Here is a 14526-nt window from a genome sequence, read left to right as displayed (position 1 = left end):
TGGGAGGGGAGCCGCGGTGCCCGGAATCGACGAGTGCCTGCTCGAAGCGATGCGACTGCCCGGTGCTCGGGGAGCGGCGCTGGTCGACTGGACGAGCGGGCTGGCGCTGGGCACCGTCGGGGAGGCTCCCGGCGGTGACCACGAGACGACCGCCGCCGAGGCGGCCGAGCTGGCCCGGCTCGCCGCCGAGCACGGCGCGTTCACGGCCGGGGACCTGGACGAGGAGCGGCCGCCGGTCGAGGACCTGATCGTCAGCAACCAGGACAGCTACCACCTGCTGCGGTTCGTGGTCACCTCCTTCGACAGCACCGTGTTCCTGCATCTGTGGCTGGCCCGCGAGGAGGGCAACCTCGCGCTCGCCCGCATCAGACTCGGCGAGATGGCCGATCGGCTGGTGCTCGCGTGACCATGGTCGGTACCCCTCCCCCCCTGCCCGTGCGCGACAAGGCGGGCACCCGTGAACGCGCCGACAGCGCGCTGACCCCGATGCTGGCCCGGCTCGCCGACGAACGGGCGACCGGTGTCCTGATCCGCGAGCACGGCTCCCTGCACCTGTCCGAGGGCCGTGTGGTGCACGCCGAGAGCCCTTTCGCCCCCGGTCTCGACGTGCTCCTCACCGCCCACGGCCCGCTCACCCCGGCCGACTGGCCGCGGACCGCCGATCCGGCCGACGGCTCGCCCGGCGCCGCTCTGCTGCTGCTCGACGCCGGCCGGCTGACCGCGGGCGCCCTGGAGGTGTGCCAGCTGGGCGCGCTGTTCGACGCCGGGTACTTCGCCCTGGCGCCGAGCAGTGCCCCGGACCGGTTCCGGTACGGCGGGATGTCCCGTCCGCCGCTGCCGCGGCCGGTGCCGGTCACCGTCCTGGAGCGGGAGACCCGCCGCCGCCGCGCGCTGCTGCACCGCATCTGGCCGGACCCGGTCACCGACAGCGCGCCGCTGATCCGGGCCGACCCGGTCGCGGCGCCGCCGGTCACGGCCCGTCAGCGGGCGGTTCTGGAGCGGATGGACGGCGTCCGCACCGCGATCGACATAGCGCGGGAACTGGGCAGGAAGGCCTTCCACACGCTGGTGGACGTGCGCCGGCTGGCGGCGGCGGGGCTCGTGTCGCCGGGGGTCACGGCGCCCGGTCCGGCACCACCGACCCTTCCCAAGGTCACCGACCCCAACATCGCGCTGTTGAAGAGGCTCAGGGATGCGCTGGAGGCCCTTTGAACGGAACCGACCCGCCGAGAGGGGAGATCTGATGGCGGCCGAGCCCGACATCGCGAACGAACTGCGGCGGCTGCGCAGCCGTGTCCCCCAGCTCACCGGCGCACTCGCCGCGGGCGTCGACGGCCTGGTCGTCGCCCATGACGCCCCGGGCGTCGATCCCGAGAGCCTCGCGGCGCTGACGGCGGCCGCGCTCGGGGTGGCCGTGCGGATGGCGGACACCACCGGGCAGGGCGACTTCCGGGAACTGCTGGTGCGTGGCGCCGACGGGTACATCGCGACCTACGCGGCGGGCCGTGCCGCCGTCCTGACACTGCTCGCCCAGGACCGGGTCAACGTCGGCCGGCTGCATCTGGAGGGCCGCCGCGCGGGCGCCCGGATCGGGGAGCTGGTCGATGCCGCCGAGGCCGCCGCCGCGGCCAGGAAGCAGGCACGGTCCGCACCGCCGCCGGCCAGGGCGGCCGCCCCGCGCACCAGGCCCACCCGCACCCCACGAACCACTCCGAACGACGTGCGCCCGGCAACCGACGCGCGCACCGCAACCGACAGTTGAGAAGCAGGAAAAGGAAAGAGGCAACACCATGGCGAACACCGAGACCGCGCTGAAGGAAGCCCTCACCTCCATCGAGGGTGCCACCGGAGTCGCGCTCGTCGACTACACCAGCGGTATGGCACTGGGCACGATGGGAGGCGGCAAGACCTTCGACCTGAACGTGGCCGCCGCCGGCAACACCGACGTGATCAGGGCCAAGATGCGCACCATGGAGCACCTCGGCCTCAAAGGAGAGATCGAGGACATCCTGATCACCCTGTCCAGCCAGTACCACATGATCCGGCTGCTCAAGGGCCGTGGCGGCAACGGTCTGTTCCTCTACCTGGTCCTCGACCAGGCCCGGGCGAACCTGGCGATGGCCCGGCACCAGCTGAAGCGGATCGAGGAGGAGCTGGAGGTCTGAAGCACGGTCAGACGGGCGTCGCGGCGCGGCGGCGGGCCCCACCACCCGGGGCCGCGTCGCCCGCCGCGACGCCCGTCGCGCGAAAGGTCTCCACGGCCCTGCCCGCGGGGCGCCCGCCGCGCGCGTCGAGCCGGTCGACGGGCAGCCACAGCAGGATGTCCGCGGACCGTTCGAGACGGCCGAGCCAGTCGGCCTTCAGCCACAGTCCCGTGGCGGCCCCGGCCAGCAGCATGCCGCCCGCCGCGGGCACCGCGAGGGAACCGCCGAGCGCGACGGCGGAGCCGAGCAGCAGCCACCAGTGGTGGCCCCGGCGCCAGTTGCGTACGGTCACCGCGCGGTCCTGGAGCACGTCGTACCTGCCCGCGCGGGTGGTGCCGCGGGCCGGAGCGGCATACCGGCCGCGGCGCGTGCACGCCAGGACGGCGGCGCCGACGACGAACAGCGCGGCCCCGACAAGGACGCCGATCCGGCGCCCGGTCACCCCCGGAGGCAGCACGCCGACGCCTGCCGCGAACACCCCGCACCACCACAGCGGTGCCGCCCCGGACCGTACGACGACGGCCACCCGGGCCAGCCCCTGCCCTCCGTGTCCCGCACTTCCCACGCCCGCACTCCCCACGCCCGGCCTCCTCAAGCCTTCGGTATCCGCCGCAGGGCGGGAGGTCAACGAGCCCGGGTGAGACGAGTCCGAGAGCGGCCCGGCGGCCGCGGCTCACTCCACGAACAGCCCTCGTGCCGCCGCCCGCGCGTCGAACTCCTCCAGCCGGGTCTGCGCGTCGGGAAGGTCGTCGCACATGGCCTCCAGCAGCACCCGTCCGAGCAGCATGGGCGCGCACGCGGTGTCGAAGGCGAGTCCGGTGCCGACGGCCGCGGGCAGCAGCAGGTCGGAGTGCGTGGCGACCGGTGCGAACGCCGAGTCGGCGACGGTGACGACGGTCAGTCCGGCCTTCTTGGCGTGGGCGAGGGTGTCGACGACCTCGCGCGGATGCCGGGGCAGCGCGAAGCACAGCAGGGCCGTGGCCCCCGCGTGCACGGCCGCGTCGATGCGGTCGTGGAGCATCGTGCCGCCCTGGTCGAGCAGCCGGACGTCCGGGTGGACCTTGGCGGCGAAGTACGCGAAGCCGTACGCCTGGGAGGCCGCGGCCCGCAGTCCGAGCACCGGAAGCGGACGGGAGGCCGCGAGGACCTGGCCCGCCTGCCGCACCGGCCGCGGATCGGCCAGCGCCTCGGCCAGCTGGCGCAGGTTCTCGATCTCGGCCTCCACTGCCTGCTGGTACTCGTTGTACGAGCCGGTCGCGGCGGCCGGTTCGGCGGGTACGACCTCGCGCAGATGCCGGCGCAGGGCGGGGTAGCCGTCGAAGCCGAGGGCGACCGCGAAGCGGGTCACGGACGGCTGGCTGACCCCGGCCAGTTCGGCCAGCTCCACGCTGGACAGGAACGGCACGTCGGTGGCCCGCCGCACCATGCTGTGCGCGATGCGCCGCTGGGTCGGCGTGAGCCGCTGCCCCTCGAAGAGCGTCTGCAGCCGTGTGGCCGGGCTGTCGGTCCCGCTCATGAGTACTCCCCCTCAAGGTGTCCGTATTCACGCACCAATCCCTCTGCATGATGCTATGCAGCCGGGTCGAGAGGAAACCCCCGTCCGTATCGGGGGGCTAACCCCAGTGCGCCGCGTCCCGCGGTTTTCTACGGTGGCCCCATGACGGGACTGGGGGCGCAGGACGCCGACCTGAAGAAAGAACTCGACGCCACGCTGCGGGCTCGCGGGGAACTGGGCGAGGAGTACGAGTCGGCGCTGGTCGAGTCCTTCCTGGAGAAGGTGGACCAGCGCATCGACTCGGCGGTGGAGCGGCGGCTGCGCAGGCAGTTCGCCGAGCAGCAGATGCAGACCGCCCGCGCGCGGTCCTCGAAGGGCACCGACTCCTGGGGCGAGCGCTTCGGCTTCGCGATCGTCTCGCTGGTGCTGGCGATCCCGCTGTCCTCGATCGGCGGCGCCTTCGGGGGCATCCCGGGCCTGCTGGCGAGCTGGATCGGCATCGTCGGCGTCAACGTGGCCCAGGCCGCCCGCCAGAACCCCGGTCTGTTCGCCGCGCGGCCGCACCGCGCCGACCGGTCGGACGACCTCTGAACGTCCCGGAAAGGGATTGGTCTCTGAAGGGTCCCGGAGAGGGATTGGTCGCGGGGACCGCCGCACCCCCGTTGCCGGGGGGCGGGACGACGGCGGTCCCCGCGAGGGACGCGGGCCGGGTCAGGGCCGAGCTGCGCGTCCTTGGCGTCCTTGGAGGTCCGGGAGCCGCTCCGGGTGTCCATGGCGCCGTTCTGCGCCGGCCGGGACGGGGAGCCGAGCCGTTCACTCCCGCCCTGCCGACACCCACCAATGTGCCGGACCCGTGTTAAGCCGGTGCTGCGTGCACATGACGTGCTCGTACCACTTCCACGAAGTCCGGCACCACACGGAGTCCGGCGTCACACGGGTCCGGCAGCCCACGAATTCGGCGGCGGACGTGACCTACTGCTTGCCGCCCTTGGCCAGGAAGGCCAGCAGGTCCTGACGGCTGACCACACCGGTCGGCTTGCCCTCGACGAGGACGATCGCCGCGTCCGCCGTACCCAGCACGGACATCAGGTCGCCGACCGGCTCGCCGGAGCCGACCTGCGGCAGCGGCGGGCACATGTGCTTCTCCAGCGGGTCGTCCAGCGAGGCGCGCTTGTTGAACAGCGCGTCGAGCAGTTCCCGCTCCACGACCGACCCGACGACCTCGGCGGCCATCACGTCCGGGTGGCCGGCGCCCGGCTTGACGACCGGCATCTGCGAGACGCCGTACTCGCGCAGCACCTCGATGGCCTGGCCGACGGTCTCCTCGGGGTGCATGTGGACGAGGGACGGGATGGTGCCGGCCACCTTGTCGTTCAGCACGTCGGCGACGCGGGCGCTGGGGCCCTCGTCCTCCAGGAAGCCGTAGTCGGCCATCCACTCGTCGTTGAAGATCTTGCTGAGGTAGCCGCGGCCGCTGTCCGGCAGAAGGACGACGACGACGTCGTCCGGGCCCAGCCGCTCGGCGACGCGCAGGGCCGCGACGACCGCCATGCCGCAGGAGCCGCCGACGAGGAGGCCCTCCTCCTTGGCGAGGCGGCGGGTCATCTGGAAGGAGTCCTTGTCGGACACGGGGACGATCTCGTCCGCGACGCTGCGGTCGTAGGCGGTCGGCCAGAAGTCCTCGCCGACGCCCTCGACCAGGTACGGCCGCCCGGAGCCGCCGGAGTAGACGGAGCCCTCCGGGTCGGCGCCGATGACCTTGACCCGGCCGTCACTGGCGTCCTTCAGGTAGCGGCCGGTGCCGGAGATGGTGCCTCCGGTGCCGACGCCGGCCACGAAATGGGTGATCTTCCCCTCGGTCTGCTCCCACAGCTCAGGGCCGGTCGAGTGATAGTGCGAAAGGGGGTTGTTGGCGTTGGAGTACTGGTCGGGCTTCCAGGCGCCGGGCGTCTCGCGCACCAGCCGGTCCGACACGTTGTAGTACGAGTCCGGGTGCTCGGGATCCACGGCGGTCGGGCAGACGACGACCTCGGCACCGTAGGCACGCAGTACGTTGATCTTGTCGGTGCTCACCTTGTCGGGGCACACGAAGATGCACTTGTAGCCCTTCTGCTGGGCCACGATGGCGAGACCGACACCGGTGTTTCCGCTGGTCGGCTCCACGATCGTGCCGCCCGGCTTGAGCTCCCCGCTCTGCTCGGCCGCCTCGATCATGCGCAGGGCGATGCGGTCCTTCACGGAACCGCCCGGGTTGAAGTACTCCACCTTGGCCAGGACGGTCGCCTGGATGCCCTTGGTCACGCTGTTGAGCTTCACCAGCGGGGTGTTGCCGACGAGGCTGATCATCGATTCGTGGAATCGCACCGTTGTCTCCGGTCGCTGCAAAAATGGTCCTGATGGTGCCGCCAGCCTACGGCCAGGCATGTGCGTTCACTCCCTGTTGAGATTGGCCGACGGTCTGTACGGGGCAAGGAGTGGATGTAAGGCAACGAGGAGGTGGCGGCGACGCATGACGAACATGTCGAGGGCTCGAGTGGCCCGGCGGATCGCGGCCGGCGCGGCATACGGCGGCGGCGGGGTGGGGCTGGTCGGCGCCGCTGCCGTCGGCCTGGTGCTCGCCGAGATGCGGATGGCCAGGATCCGGGTGGGCAACGGCACCGACAAGCACGTCCCGGTGGCGGACGGGCGGTACGGCCACACCTACGGCGTCCCCGGTGAGGCCGCCCTGCGGCTGGCCCTGCTCGGCGACTCCACGGCGGCCGGCCAGGGTGTGCACCGTGCGGGCCAGACGCCGGGCGCACTCCTGGCGTCGGGGCTGGCGGCGGTGGCGGAGCGGCCCGTGCGGCTGCGCAACGTCGCCCTGCCCGGGGCCCAGTCCGACGACCTGGACCGGCAGGTGGCGCTGGTGCTGGCCGGCCCGTCCCCGGTCCCGGACGTCTGCGTGATCATGATCGGCGCGAACGACGTGACCCACCGGATGCCGCCGACCCGCTCCGTGCGTCATCTGTCGGCGGCGGTACGGCGGCTGCGCACGGCCGGTGCCGAGGTGGTCGTCGGCACCTGTCCCGACCTGGGCACGATCGAGCCGGTGCAGCAGCCGCTGCGCTGGCTGGCCCGTCGGGCCTCGCGGCAGCTGGCGGCGGCGCAGACGATCGGGGTGGTCGAGCAGGGGGGCCGCACGGTGTCCCTCGGCGATCTGCTGGGCCCCGAGTTCGCGGCGAACCCGCGGGAGTTGTTCGGCCCCGACAACTACCACCCCTCCGCGGAGGGGTACGCCACGGCGGCGATGGCGGTCCTGCCGACCGTCTGCGCGGCCCTGGGTCTCTGGCCCGCGGAGGAGGAGCGCCCGGACGTCTCCCGCCGGGAGGGCTTCCTGCCGGTGGCCCGGGCGGCGGCGGAGGCCGCGTCCGAGGCTGGTACGGAGGTCACGGCGGCGATGCCGACGGGCCCCCGGGGCCCCTGGGCACTGCTCAAGCGACGGCGCCGGCGGCGGGTGCCGGAGCCGGACCCGGACGCGACCCCGAGGCCGGAGGAGACCGCTCCCACCAGCCCGTCCGGCGCTTGAGGACGGAGGCCAAAGCAAGCGCTTAGACAATTGCGGTCAGTGTCACACCCCGGCACGCGTGACCTGGGACATACGGGCGGGTAGCTTCCCACTCAGCCCCCGCCCGACCCCGACACGCCACTGGAGCCGTGATGCCCGAAGCCGTCATCGTCTCGACCGCCCGTTCCCCGATCGGCCGCGCTTTCAAGGGCTCCCTGAAGGATCTGCGGCCGGACGACCTGACCGCCACGATCATCCAGGCGGCCCTCGCGAAGGTCCCCGGGCTCGACCCGAGGGACATCGACGACCTGATGCTCGGCTGCGGCCTGCCCGGCGGCGAGCAGGGCAACAACCTGGGCCGGATCGTCGCCGTGCAGATGGGCATGGACCATCTGCCGGGCTGCACGATCACCCGCTACTGCTCCTCCTCGCTCCAGACCTCCCGCATGGCCCTGCACGCCATCAAGGCCGGCGAGGGCGACGTCTTCATCTCGGCCGGTGTCGAGATGGTCTCGCGATTCACGAAGGGCAACTCCGACAGCCTGCCGGACACGCACAACCCCTTCTTCGCCGAGGCCGAGGCCCGTACCGCCGCCGTCGCCGCGCAGGAGGGCACGACCTGGCACGACCCGCGCGAGGACGGCCTCGTCCCGGACGCCTACATCGCGATGGGCCAGACCGCCGAGAACCTGGCCCGCTGGAAGGGCGTCACCCGCCAGGACATGGACGAGTTCGGCGTCCGCTCGCAGAACCTCGCCGAGGAAGCCATCAAGAACGGCTTCTGGGAGCGCGAGATCACCCCGGTGACGCTCCCCGACGGCACGGTGGTCAGCAAGGACGACGGCCCGCGCGCCGGCGTCACCCTGGAGGGCGTCCAGGGCCTGAAGCCGGTCTTCCGCCCGGACGGCCTGGTCACGGCGGCCAACTGCTGCCCGCTGAACGACGGCGCCGCGGCGGTCGTCATCATGTCCGACACCAAGGCGCGCGAGCTGGGCCTGACGCCGCTCGCCCGCATCGTGTCGACCGGTGTCTCCGGCCTGTCCCCCGAGATCATGGGCCTCGGCCCGGTGGAGGCCTCCCAGCAGGCCCTGCGCCGCGCCGGGCTCAGCGTCGGCGACATCGACCTGGTCGAGATCAACGAGGCGTTCGCCGCCCAGGTGATCCCCTCCTACCGGGACCTCGGCATCGACCTCGACAAGGTGAACGTCAACGGCGGCGCCATCGCCGTCGGCCACCCCTTCGGCATGACCGGCGCCCGCATCACCGGCACGCTCATCAACTCCCTCCAGTTCCACGACAAGCAGTTCGGTCTGGAGACGATGTGCGTCGGCGGCGGCCAGGGCATGGCGATGGTCATCGAGCGCCTCAGCTGATCGCGGTTCCTCGGCTCGGCGTCCGGCCGGAACCGGACGTCGGGCCGTTTCGTGATCCAATCTCCCCCAGGATGTGACCTATCTCCCTCTGCGGGGGTATACATGCAGGTCAGAGCAGCTGCATGGGTCGCCATCAGGGCCACGTTCCCGTCCCTTTCGTGACGTTACGCACTGACAGCTGGTTAGTCCGCCCTTCAAGCTGATGTAGGAAGTCGGGGGTCGACTTTGAACCAGGGAGTACGTCAGTGAGCGCCATGCCTCTCGCCCTGCTGCTCACCACGGCCGCTACCGGCGCCGTGGGCGTCGCCGTGCTGCGCACGGTGTTGCAGCTGCGCCGGCAGATCGCGGACCTGCACGACCGGCTGGCCGAGAGCCAGACGGCCGCGACGCGCGCCCTGCTGCCCGCCGCCCGCACCGCCTCGGACACCGAGGGGATACGCGCCGCCGTGGCCGCGGCGCTCGCCGAGGAACGCGAGCGGGAGCTCGCCGAGGCCCGCGCGTTCTGGGCCGCCCAGGAGACCCGTGACGCCTCCGACGCGCCCTCGCTGCTCGGCCTGGCCGACGGCGAGGTGTATCTGCCGCGGCACAGCGACTTCGTGGGCCTGGAACCGCTGGAGCCGATGACCGAGTCCGGCGCGGACGCCGACGAGTTCTCCCCCAAGGACTTCGTCCAGGGCGGTACTCCCACTGAGTCCCCCGAGCTGGCCGCCGCCCGTCGCCGCCACCCCTCGCACCCGGACTTCGTGCCCGCCCAGTCGTCCATCGTGAACGACCACGAGCGCACCGTCGCCGCCCTTGAGCAACTCGCCGAGGAGCGGGTGGCGCTGACCGACGTCCGCCCGGGTCCGCTGGGCACCCTCGACGTCTATGTCTTCGCCGACGGCACCACCCTGTGCATGACCCCGGGCCACCGGGAGACCGCGGAACGCCTGGCCGAGGCGCTGCGCGCGGGCGAGAACCCCTATCTGCTCGGCGGTTCCGGGATCTCGGGCGCGTACACGCTGACGTTCGCCTGTGCCGAGGAGAGCGTGTACATCCTGGCCGACCGGGTGATCGCCTCCCTGTGACGCCCCGCCAGACGCGCCGGAGGTCTTTCTAGACCCCGGCGCGTTTCTGCGCCTCCTCCACCACCTGCACCGCCTCCTGGACCTCTGCGTCGCTTTTCAGCACGAGTGCCAGGTCGTGTCCGGCGACGGTGATCTGGTCGGCGACCGCGAACATGCCCGCGTCCGGCATCTGTCGGGGCTCGCCCGAGGGATCCTCGATCCGCTGGGTGCGCAGTGCCAACTCCCTGGCCAGCGCCAGCGCCTCCGCGGCGGCGCTGCGTTGCAGGCGGCTCTGTGGTGCGGCGCGCAGCCGGTCGGCGAAGTGATCCACGGCTCGGGTAAGAGATGTCGTGTCAACCACGTCGTGAGACTACGCGTCGCGACGGGACTGTTGCCAATACGGCCGCACTCAGGCACGGTGACGTGAAGGACCGGCTCGTCGAATGCCCCCGGAGGCGCCGATGTCCCAAGTCTTCTCCGAGGAGACCCATCGCAATCTGCTCGCCCGCATCCCGCACTGCACAGGCCGTGAAGTCTCCGACTGGCTTCGCGCCGTCGAAGAGGGCCCCGCGCTTTTCCGTTTCGAGGAGAAGGTCAGCTGGCTCCGCCACGAACACAATCTCGCGTACGGCCACGCCAAGGCGATCGTCCACGAGTACGACCTGAGGAGGGCCGCGCGTAAGCTGCGCTAGCCGCACCGGCCGCGCACCGCGTAAACGCCGAAGGGCCCCGGGAGGATCCCGGGGCCCTTTTCCGTGACGGTGCGGCCAGTCGCTGTCGCTGCGACTAGTCGTTGTTGCTGAAGATCGCCACCAGGCGCAGCATCTCGACGTAGATCCAGACGAGGGTCATGGTCAGGCCGAACGCGGCCAGCCAGGCCTCCTCGCGCGGGGCGCCGTAGGCGATTCCGTCCTCGATCTGCTTGAAGTCGAGGGTCAGGAAGAACGCGCCGATCAGGATGGCGATGATGCCCACCACCGCGCCCAGCGGGCCGAAGCTGCGCAGTCCGCCGTCGCCGGCGACACCGAACGCGACCAGCAGCAGGTTGACCGCCATGACCAGCACGAAGGCGATGGCGATCGCCATGCCGATGCGCGCGTAGCGGGCGGTGACGCGGATCCAGCCCGCCTTGTAGACGAGCAGGGTGGCGGCCGTGACCGCCATGGTGCCGAGCACCGCCTGGAACGGGGCGCCGCTCCACCGGCTGTTGTACATCTCGCTGATGACGCCGAGGAAGACGCCCTCGAAGGCGGCGTATCCCAGGATCAGCGCGGGCGACGCGGTGCGCTTGAAGCTCTGCACGAGCGCCAGGACCATCGCGACCAGGGCCGAGCCGATCGCCAGGCCGTAGCTGGTCGCCGACACCGGCAGCAGGGCCCATGCGAGGACGGCGCCGACGGCGACCGTGCCGAGCGTCATGGCCGAGCGCATGACGACGTCGTCCATCGTCATCCGGCCGGTGGTGACCGGGGCCTGCGGCGGGGCGCCGTACTGCTGGTCCTGCTGGGCGTAAGGGTTCTGCGCGTAGGGGTTGCCGCCCTGGGCGTACGGGTTGCCCTGGGCGTAGGGGTTGCCCTGGGCGTACCCGGCCTGCGGCGCGGCGTTGAAGCCCGCGTAGCCGTTGTCGCGGCTGAACCCCCGTCGCGAGAAGACCGGGTTGCTGCTCCTCATTTCACTCCTCCATGGCCACCTTCGTGGCCTTGGCTCAAGAGTAATAGGGTGGCAAAGGATCGACCCTACTCCTTGGGGAGGATCTTTCCCTCGATGTGCTGGCCAACACGCTACGCGCCCCCTTGATTCCCGGCCACGGCGGGAGGCGGTTCACGCCTGCCGGGTGGGCAGCACGACGATCTGGCGCAGGTTGACGTGCCGGGGGCGGCTGGTGGCGTAGGCGGCGACGTCCGCGACCTCCGCCGCGGAGAGGCCCCCGAGCGCCTCGAACATGCCGTCGAGCTGCCCGGAGAGTTCCGTACTGGCGACGTGCGTCTTCAGCTCGGTGTCCGTGAGCCCCGGCTCGATGTTGGTGACCCGTACGTCGCGCGGTCCGAACTCGCCGCGCAGCGACTCGGACAGGTAGGTGACGGCGGCCTTCGTGGCGCCGTACACCGCGTAGTTCGGGAAGGTGATGTGCGCGCCGATGGACGACACGTTGAGCAGGTCGGCGGTGCGGCCGTCGGCGGCCGCGGCCACCAGGTCGGCGGTGAAGGCGCGGATGACCCGCAGTACGCCGGTCACGTTGGTGTCGAGCATCCGCTGCCACTCGTCGAGCCGGCCGTCGTCGACGGGGTTGGGCAGCATCACCCCGGCGTTGTTGACGACCAGGTCGACGGGCCCGAAGGAGGCGTGGACCAGGTCACGGGCGGCCTCGACCGACGCGTCGTCGGTGACGTCGGCGGCCACCACCAGCGCCTCGCCGCCCGCGGCCCGGATCTTCCCGGTCACGGTCTCCAGCCGGTCCGCCCGGCGGGCGAGGAGCGCCACCCGGGCGCCCTCGGCGGCGAGCCGGAGCGCGACGGCCTCGCCTATGCCGCTGGCGGCTCCGGTGACGACAGCGGTACGGCCGGACAGGTTGTCGTACGACATGGATGTTCCCCTGGTGAGTGCCTCCGGGTGTCTCCCGGCGGCCGACACCAGGCTCGCCGGGGCTCCCGGCCCCAGCCAGGGATGCCCTTTTCCTGGGTCTGCCAGTACCAGGCAGGCCGCCCGCCGCCCGCCGCCCGGCCTACGATCGTCGCCATGAACGGGGACTCGAACGACGGAGAAGTGGGCGGCTTCCTGCGCTCGCGCCGCGCGCGCATACAGCCCGAGGAGGTGGGGCTGCCCTCGCACGGGCGGCGCCGCGTGCCGGGCCTGCGCCGCGAGGAGGTGGCGCAGCTCGCGGGCGTGAGCGTGGACTACTACATCCGGCTGGAGCAGGGCCGGGGCGCGAACGTCTCGGACTCCGTGCTTGACGCGGTCGCGCGGGTGCTGCGGCTGGACGAGACCGAGCAGGCGTATCTGTACGCGGTGGCCCGGCCCCGCCAGAAGCGCGGGACGCCGCCCGTCACACCGCGCGTGCGCCCGGGCGTCCAGGCACTGCTGGACGGTCTGGAGCGCGGCCCGGCCTTCGTCCTGGGCCGCCGGATGGACGTCCTGGCGTGGAACGCGCTCGGCGACGCGGTCCTCGGCTTCGGCCGGGTGGCGTCGGGCACGCCGAACATGCCCCGGCTGGTCTTCCTCGATCCCGCGAGTCCGGAGCTGTACCCGGAGTGGGCCGCGGTGGCCGCGCAGACGGTGTCGCACCTCCGCCTGAACGCGGGGCTGTACGCCGACGACCCCGAGATGTGCGCGCTGGTGGGCGAACTGTCCCTGAAGAGTGCGGACTTCCGGCGTCTGTGGGCGGATCACCAGGTCAAGGAGTGCGCGTACGGCGTGAAGAGGCTCCGGCACCCGGTGGCGGGTCTGCTGACGCTGCCGTACGAGACCCTGTCGCTGCCGACGGACCCGGATCTGACGATCGTCGCGTACACGGCGGAGGCGGGTTCGGAGACCGCGGAACGGCTGGCGCTGCTGGGCAGCTGGAGGGCGACTGCCGGTACCCGCTGAAGTGCCCCGCCGGACGAGATCACGGCGACGGTTCGCTGGCGGTGGTGCCCGGAACCGGACTTGAACCGGTACGCCCCCGAGGGGCAGCGAGGTTTAAGCTCGCCGTGTCTGCATTCCACCATCCGGGCAGGCCGTGAGCCCCGCTGTGAGGGTCCGAGCCTATCGGGACGCATCACCCGAACAGCGGACGGGTGGACCCGATGTTGTCTTATTTTATTGACGTCTGAGGGAGCATCAGCCCCTGGAACAAGCCATACGCACTTGCCAATAGCGTTACGCGCGGTGGGTGCGCGCGTACGCGGAATGACGGAATTTCACCGTCTGAAGAAGGGCGCCCCACCCGTTCTCTCCGGTCCGGCCGTCATCCCCTGGTATGACAAGTCGCCCTCCGGTCCGACCGGAGTCTGCCCCGGGAACCGGAACAGCGGCTGACTACACGGCGCCCGCCGGCGGAGACGATGGACGAGTCCCAACGAACCCCGTCGTCCCGACAGGAGCGTCCTTCCGTGACCACCACCCCCCTCGCCGACCGGTCCACCGCCGTGGCCGCGCGCGCCTCGGAGCTGTCGAAGATCTATGGCCAGGGCGAGACCCAGGTGGTCGCCCTCGACCGGGTCTCCGTCGACTTCCGGCAGGCCGAGTTCACCGCGATCATGGGCCCGTCCGGCTCCGGCAAGTCCACTCTGATGCACTGTGTGGCCGGCCTGGACACGTTCTCCTCCGGGTCCGTGCGCATCGGCGACACCGAGCTGGGCTCGCTGAAGGACAAGCAGCTGACCAAGCTGCGGCGGGACAAGATCGGGTTCATCTTCCAGGCGTTCAACCTGCTGCCGACGCTGACCGCCCTGGAGAACATCACCCTGCCCATGGACATCGCGGGCCGTAAGCCGGACCAGCAGTGGCTCGACCAGGTGATCCGGATGATCGGTCTCGCGGACCGGCTCGGCCACCGCCCCTCCCAGCTCTCCGGCGGTCAGCAGCAGCGCGTCGCGGTCGCCCGCGCGCTCGCCTCCCGGCCCGAGATCATCTTCGGTGACGAGCCGACCGGCAACCTCGACTCGCGCTCCGGCGCGGAGGTGCTGGGCTTCCTGCGCAACTCGGTGCGGGAACTCGGCCAGACGGTGGTCATGGTCACCCACGACCCGGTGGCCGCGGCCTACGCGGACCGGGTGGTCTTCCTCGCCGACGGACGGATCGTCGACGAGATGCACGCGCCCACCGCGGACTCGGTGCTCGACCGCATGAAGCGCTTCGACGCCAAGGGACGCACCAGCTGACC

The 14526-nt window shown here is 71.6% G+C and carries 17 protein-coding genes and 1 tRNA gene; 11 read left to right on the top strand and 7 right to left on the bottom strand.

The window, feature by feature from the left end; translation table 11 throughout:
• The first annotated feature begins 16 nt into the window (after nucleotides 1-16).
• The 4 genes from ACIPK3_RS16225 to ACIPK3_RS16210 are packed head-to-tail and all read left to right on the top strand — an operon-like array spanning nucleotide 17 to nucleotide 2165.
• Entirely contained in the window at nucleotides 17-406 is a 390-nt protein-coding gene (locus ACIPK3_RS16225) for a hypothetical protein (protein WP_402570099.1), read from the top strand.
• The gene (locus ACIPK3_RS16220) at nucleotides 403-1212 is read left to right on the top strand and encodes a transcriptional regulator (RefSeq protein WP_402570098.1); all 810 of its coding nucleotides are present in this window, start codon (nucleotides 403-405) and stop codon (nucleotides 1210-1212) included. The genes ACIPK3_RS16225 and ACIPK3_RS16220 overlap by 4 nt, the downstream gene beginning before the upstream one ends.
• 31 nt (nucleotides 1213-1243) lie before the next feature.
• A complete protein-coding gene (locus tag ACIPK3_RS16215) occupies nucleotides 1244-1762 on the top strand; it encodes a roadblock/LC7 domain-containing protein (RefSeq protein WP_402570097.1) in 519 nt (172 codons plus the stop codon).
• A gap of 28 nt (nucleotides 1763-1790) precedes the next feature.
• Nucleotides 1791-2165, top strand: a complete 375-nt coding sequence (locus ACIPK3_RS16210) for a hypothetical protein (protein ID WP_402570095.1) — start codon at nucleotides 1791-1793, stop codon at nucleotides 2163-2165.
• Nucleotides 2166-2172: 7 nt separating this feature from the next.
• Here ACIPK3_RS16210 and ACIPK3_RS16205 read toward each other — a convergent pair whose 3' ends face one another.
• The gene (locus tag ACIPK3_RS16205) at nucleotides 2173-2769 is read right to left on the bottom strand and encodes a hypothetical protein (RefSeq protein WP_402570094.1); all 597 of its coding nucleotides are present in this window, start codon (nucleotides 2767-2769) and stop codon (nucleotides 2173-2175) included.
• Between the two features lie 108 nt (nucleotides 2770-2877).
• Nucleotides 2878-3720 (bottom strand): MurR/RpiR family transcriptional regulator, encoded by an 843-nt coding sequence (locus ACIPK3_RS16200; protein ID WP_402570092.1) that lies wholly within the window; start codon nucleotides 3718-3720, stop codon nucleotides 2878-2880.
• A gap of 141 nt (nucleotides 3721-3861) precedes the next feature.
• Here ACIPK3_RS16200 and ACIPK3_RS16195 point away from each other — a divergent pair, with 141 nt between their 5' ends.
• Nucleotides 3862-4290 carry a hypothetical protein gene (locus tag ACIPK3_RS16195; RefSeq protein WP_402570090.1) on the top strand — a complete coding sequence of 143 codons (429 nt, stop codon included), beginning with the start codon at nucleotides 3862-3864 and terminating at the stop codon, nucleotides 4288-4290.
• Nucleotides 4291-4671: 381 nt separating this feature from the next.
• Here the strand turns inward: ACIPK3_RS16195 and ACIPK3_RS16190 are convergent, their stop codons facing one another.
• Nucleotides 4672-6063, bottom strand: a complete 1392-nt coding sequence (locus ACIPK3_RS16190; protein ID WP_402570089.1) for a cystathionine beta-synthase — start codon at nucleotides 6061-6063, stop codon at nucleotides 4672-4674.
• A gap of 145 nt (nucleotides 6064-6208) precedes the next feature.
• Here ACIPK3_RS16190 and ACIPK3_RS16185 point away from each other — a divergent pair, with 145 nt between their 5' ends.
• From ACIPK3_RS16185 to ACIPK3_RS16175, 3 genes are all read left to right on the top strand, one after another.
• Nucleotides 6209-7264 (top strand): SGNH/GDSL hydrolase family protein, encoded by a 1056-nt coding sequence (locus ACIPK3_RS16185; protein WP_402570087.1) that lies wholly within the window; start codon nucleotides 6209-6211, stop codon nucleotides 7262-7264.
• 131 nt (nucleotides 7265-7395) lie between these two features.
• Nucleotides 7396-8616 (top strand): acetyl-CoA C-acetyltransferase, encoded by a 1221-nt coding sequence (locus ACIPK3_RS16180; RefSeq protein WP_402570086.1) that lies wholly within the window; start codon nucleotides 7396-7398, stop codon nucleotides 8614-8616.
• Between the two features lie 254 nt (nucleotides 8617-8870).
• On the top strand, nucleotides 8871-9683 hold the full coding sequence (locus tag ACIPK3_RS16175; protein WP_402570220.1) for a hypothetical protein: 813 nt from the start codon (nucleotides 8871-8873) through the stop codon (nucleotides 9681-9683).
• A gap of 28 nt (nucleotides 9684-9711) precedes the next feature.
• Here the strand turns inward: ACIPK3_RS16175 and ACIPK3_RS16170 are convergent, their stop codons facing one another.
• Nucleotides 9712-10023 (bottom strand): hypothetical protein, encoded by a 312-nt coding sequence (locus ACIPK3_RS16170; RefSeq protein WP_402570085.1) that lies wholly within the window; start codon nucleotides 10021-10023, stop codon nucleotides 9712-9714.
• Between the two features lie 100 nt (nucleotides 10024-10123).
• On the opposite strand from ACIPK3_RS16170, the gene ACIPK3_RS16165 reads away from it, so the two are divergent.
• Entirely contained in the window at nucleotides 10124-10354 is a 231-nt protein-coding gene (locus ACIPK3_RS16165) for a DUF4287 domain-containing protein (protein WP_402570084.1), read from the top strand.
• A gap of 94 nt (nucleotides 10355-10448) precedes the next feature.
• Here the strand turns inward: ACIPK3_RS16165 and ACIPK3_RS16160 are convergent, their stop codons facing one another.
• Nucleotides 10449-11333 (bottom strand): Bax inhibitor-1/YccA family protein, encoded by an 885-nt coding sequence (locus tag ACIPK3_RS16160; RefSeq protein ID WP_402570082.1) that lies wholly within the window; start codon nucleotides 11331-11333, stop codon nucleotides 10449-10451.
• Nucleotides 11334-11483: 150 nt separating this feature from the next.
• Complete coding sequence (locus ACIPK3_RS16155; RefSeq protein ID WP_402570080.1) at nucleotides 11484-12245, bottom strand: SDR family oxidoreductase; 762 nt, start codon at nucleotides 12243-12245, stop codon at nucleotides 11484-11486.
• Between the two features lie 153 nt (nucleotides 12246-12398).
• Between ACIPK3_RS16155 and ACIPK3_RS16150 the strand changes: the two genes are divergently transcribed.
• On the top strand, nucleotides 12399-13247 hold the full coding sequence (locus ACIPK3_RS16150; protein WP_402570079.1) for a helix-turn-helix transcriptional regulator: 849 nt from the start codon (nucleotides 12399-12401) through the stop codon (nucleotides 13245-13247).
• Between the two features lie 42 nt (nucleotides 13248-13289).
• Here ACIPK3_RS16150 and ACIPK3_RS16145 read toward each other — a convergent pair.
• Nucleotides 13290-13375, bottom strand: a tRNA-Leu gene (locus ACIPK3_RS16145).
• 378 nt (nucleotides 13376-13753) lie between these two features.
• On the opposite strand from ACIPK3_RS16145, the gene ACIPK3_RS16140 reads away from it, so the two are divergent.
• Nucleotides 13754-14524, top strand: coding sequence for an ABC transporter ATP-binding protein (locus tag ACIPK3_RS16140; protein ID WP_402570077.1), 771 nt, complete (start codon nucleotides 13754-13756; stop codon nucleotides 14522-14524).
• Nucleotides 14525-14526 lie beyond the last annotated feature (2 nt).

It is taken from the genome of Streptomyces sp. NPDC086787 (assembly GCF_044745865.1).
GTDB lineage: Bacteria > Actinomycetota > Actinomycetes > Streptomycetales > Streptomycetaceae > Streptomyces.
This window is presented reverse-complemented; position numbering and strand designations above follow the sequence as displayed.

Excerpts from the sequence above, each read along its gene's own strand:
- ACIPK3_RS16160 (WP_402570082.1), bottom strand. The coding sequence starts at position 11,333 with ATGAGGAGCAGCAACCCGGTCTTCTCGCGACGGGGGTTCAGCCGCGAC.
- ACIPK3_RS16155 (WP_402570080.1), bottom strand. The coding sequence starts at position 12,245 with ATGTCGTACGACAACCTGTCCGGCCGTACCGCTGTCGTCACCGGAGCC.
- ACIPK3_RS16165 (WP_402570084.1), top strand. The coding sequence starts at position 10,124 with ATGTCCCAAGTCTTCTCCGAGGAGACCCATCGCAATCTGCTCGCCCGC.
- ACIPK3_RS16215 (WP_402570097.1), top strand. The coding sequence starts at position 1,244 with ATGGCGGCCGAGCCCGACATCGCGAACGAACTGCGGCGGCTGCGCAGC.
- ACIPK3_RS16195 (WP_402570090.1), top strand. The coding sequence starts at position 3,862 with ATGACGGGACTGGGGGCGCAGGACGCCGACCTGAAGAAAGAACTCGAC.
- ACIPK3_RS16180 (WP_402570086.1), top strand. The coding sequence starts at position 7,396 with ATGCCCGAAGCCGTCATCGTCTCGACCGCCCGTTCCCCGATCGGCCGC.
- ACIPK3_RS16175 (WP_402570220.1), top strand. The coding sequence starts at position 8,871 with ATGCCTCTCGCCCTGCTGCTCACCACGGCCGCTACCGGCGCCGTGGGC.
- ACIPK3_RS16200 (WP_402570092.1), bottom strand. The coding sequence starts at position 3,720 with ATGAGCGGGACCGACAGCCCGGCCACACGGCTGCAGACGCTCTTCGAG.
- ACIPK3_RS16210 (WP_402570095.1), top strand. The coding sequence starts at position 1,791 with ATGGCGAACACCGAGACCGCGCTGAAGGAAGCCCTCACCTCCATCGAG.
- ACIPK3_RS16150 (WP_402570079.1), top strand. The coding sequence starts at position 12,399 with ATGAACGGGGACTCGAACGACGGAGAAGTGGGCGGCTTCCTGCGCTCG.
- ACIPK3_RS16185 (WP_402570087.1), top strand. The coding sequence starts at position 6,209 with ATGACGAACATGTCGAGGGCTCGAGTGGCCCGGCGGATCGCGGCCGGC.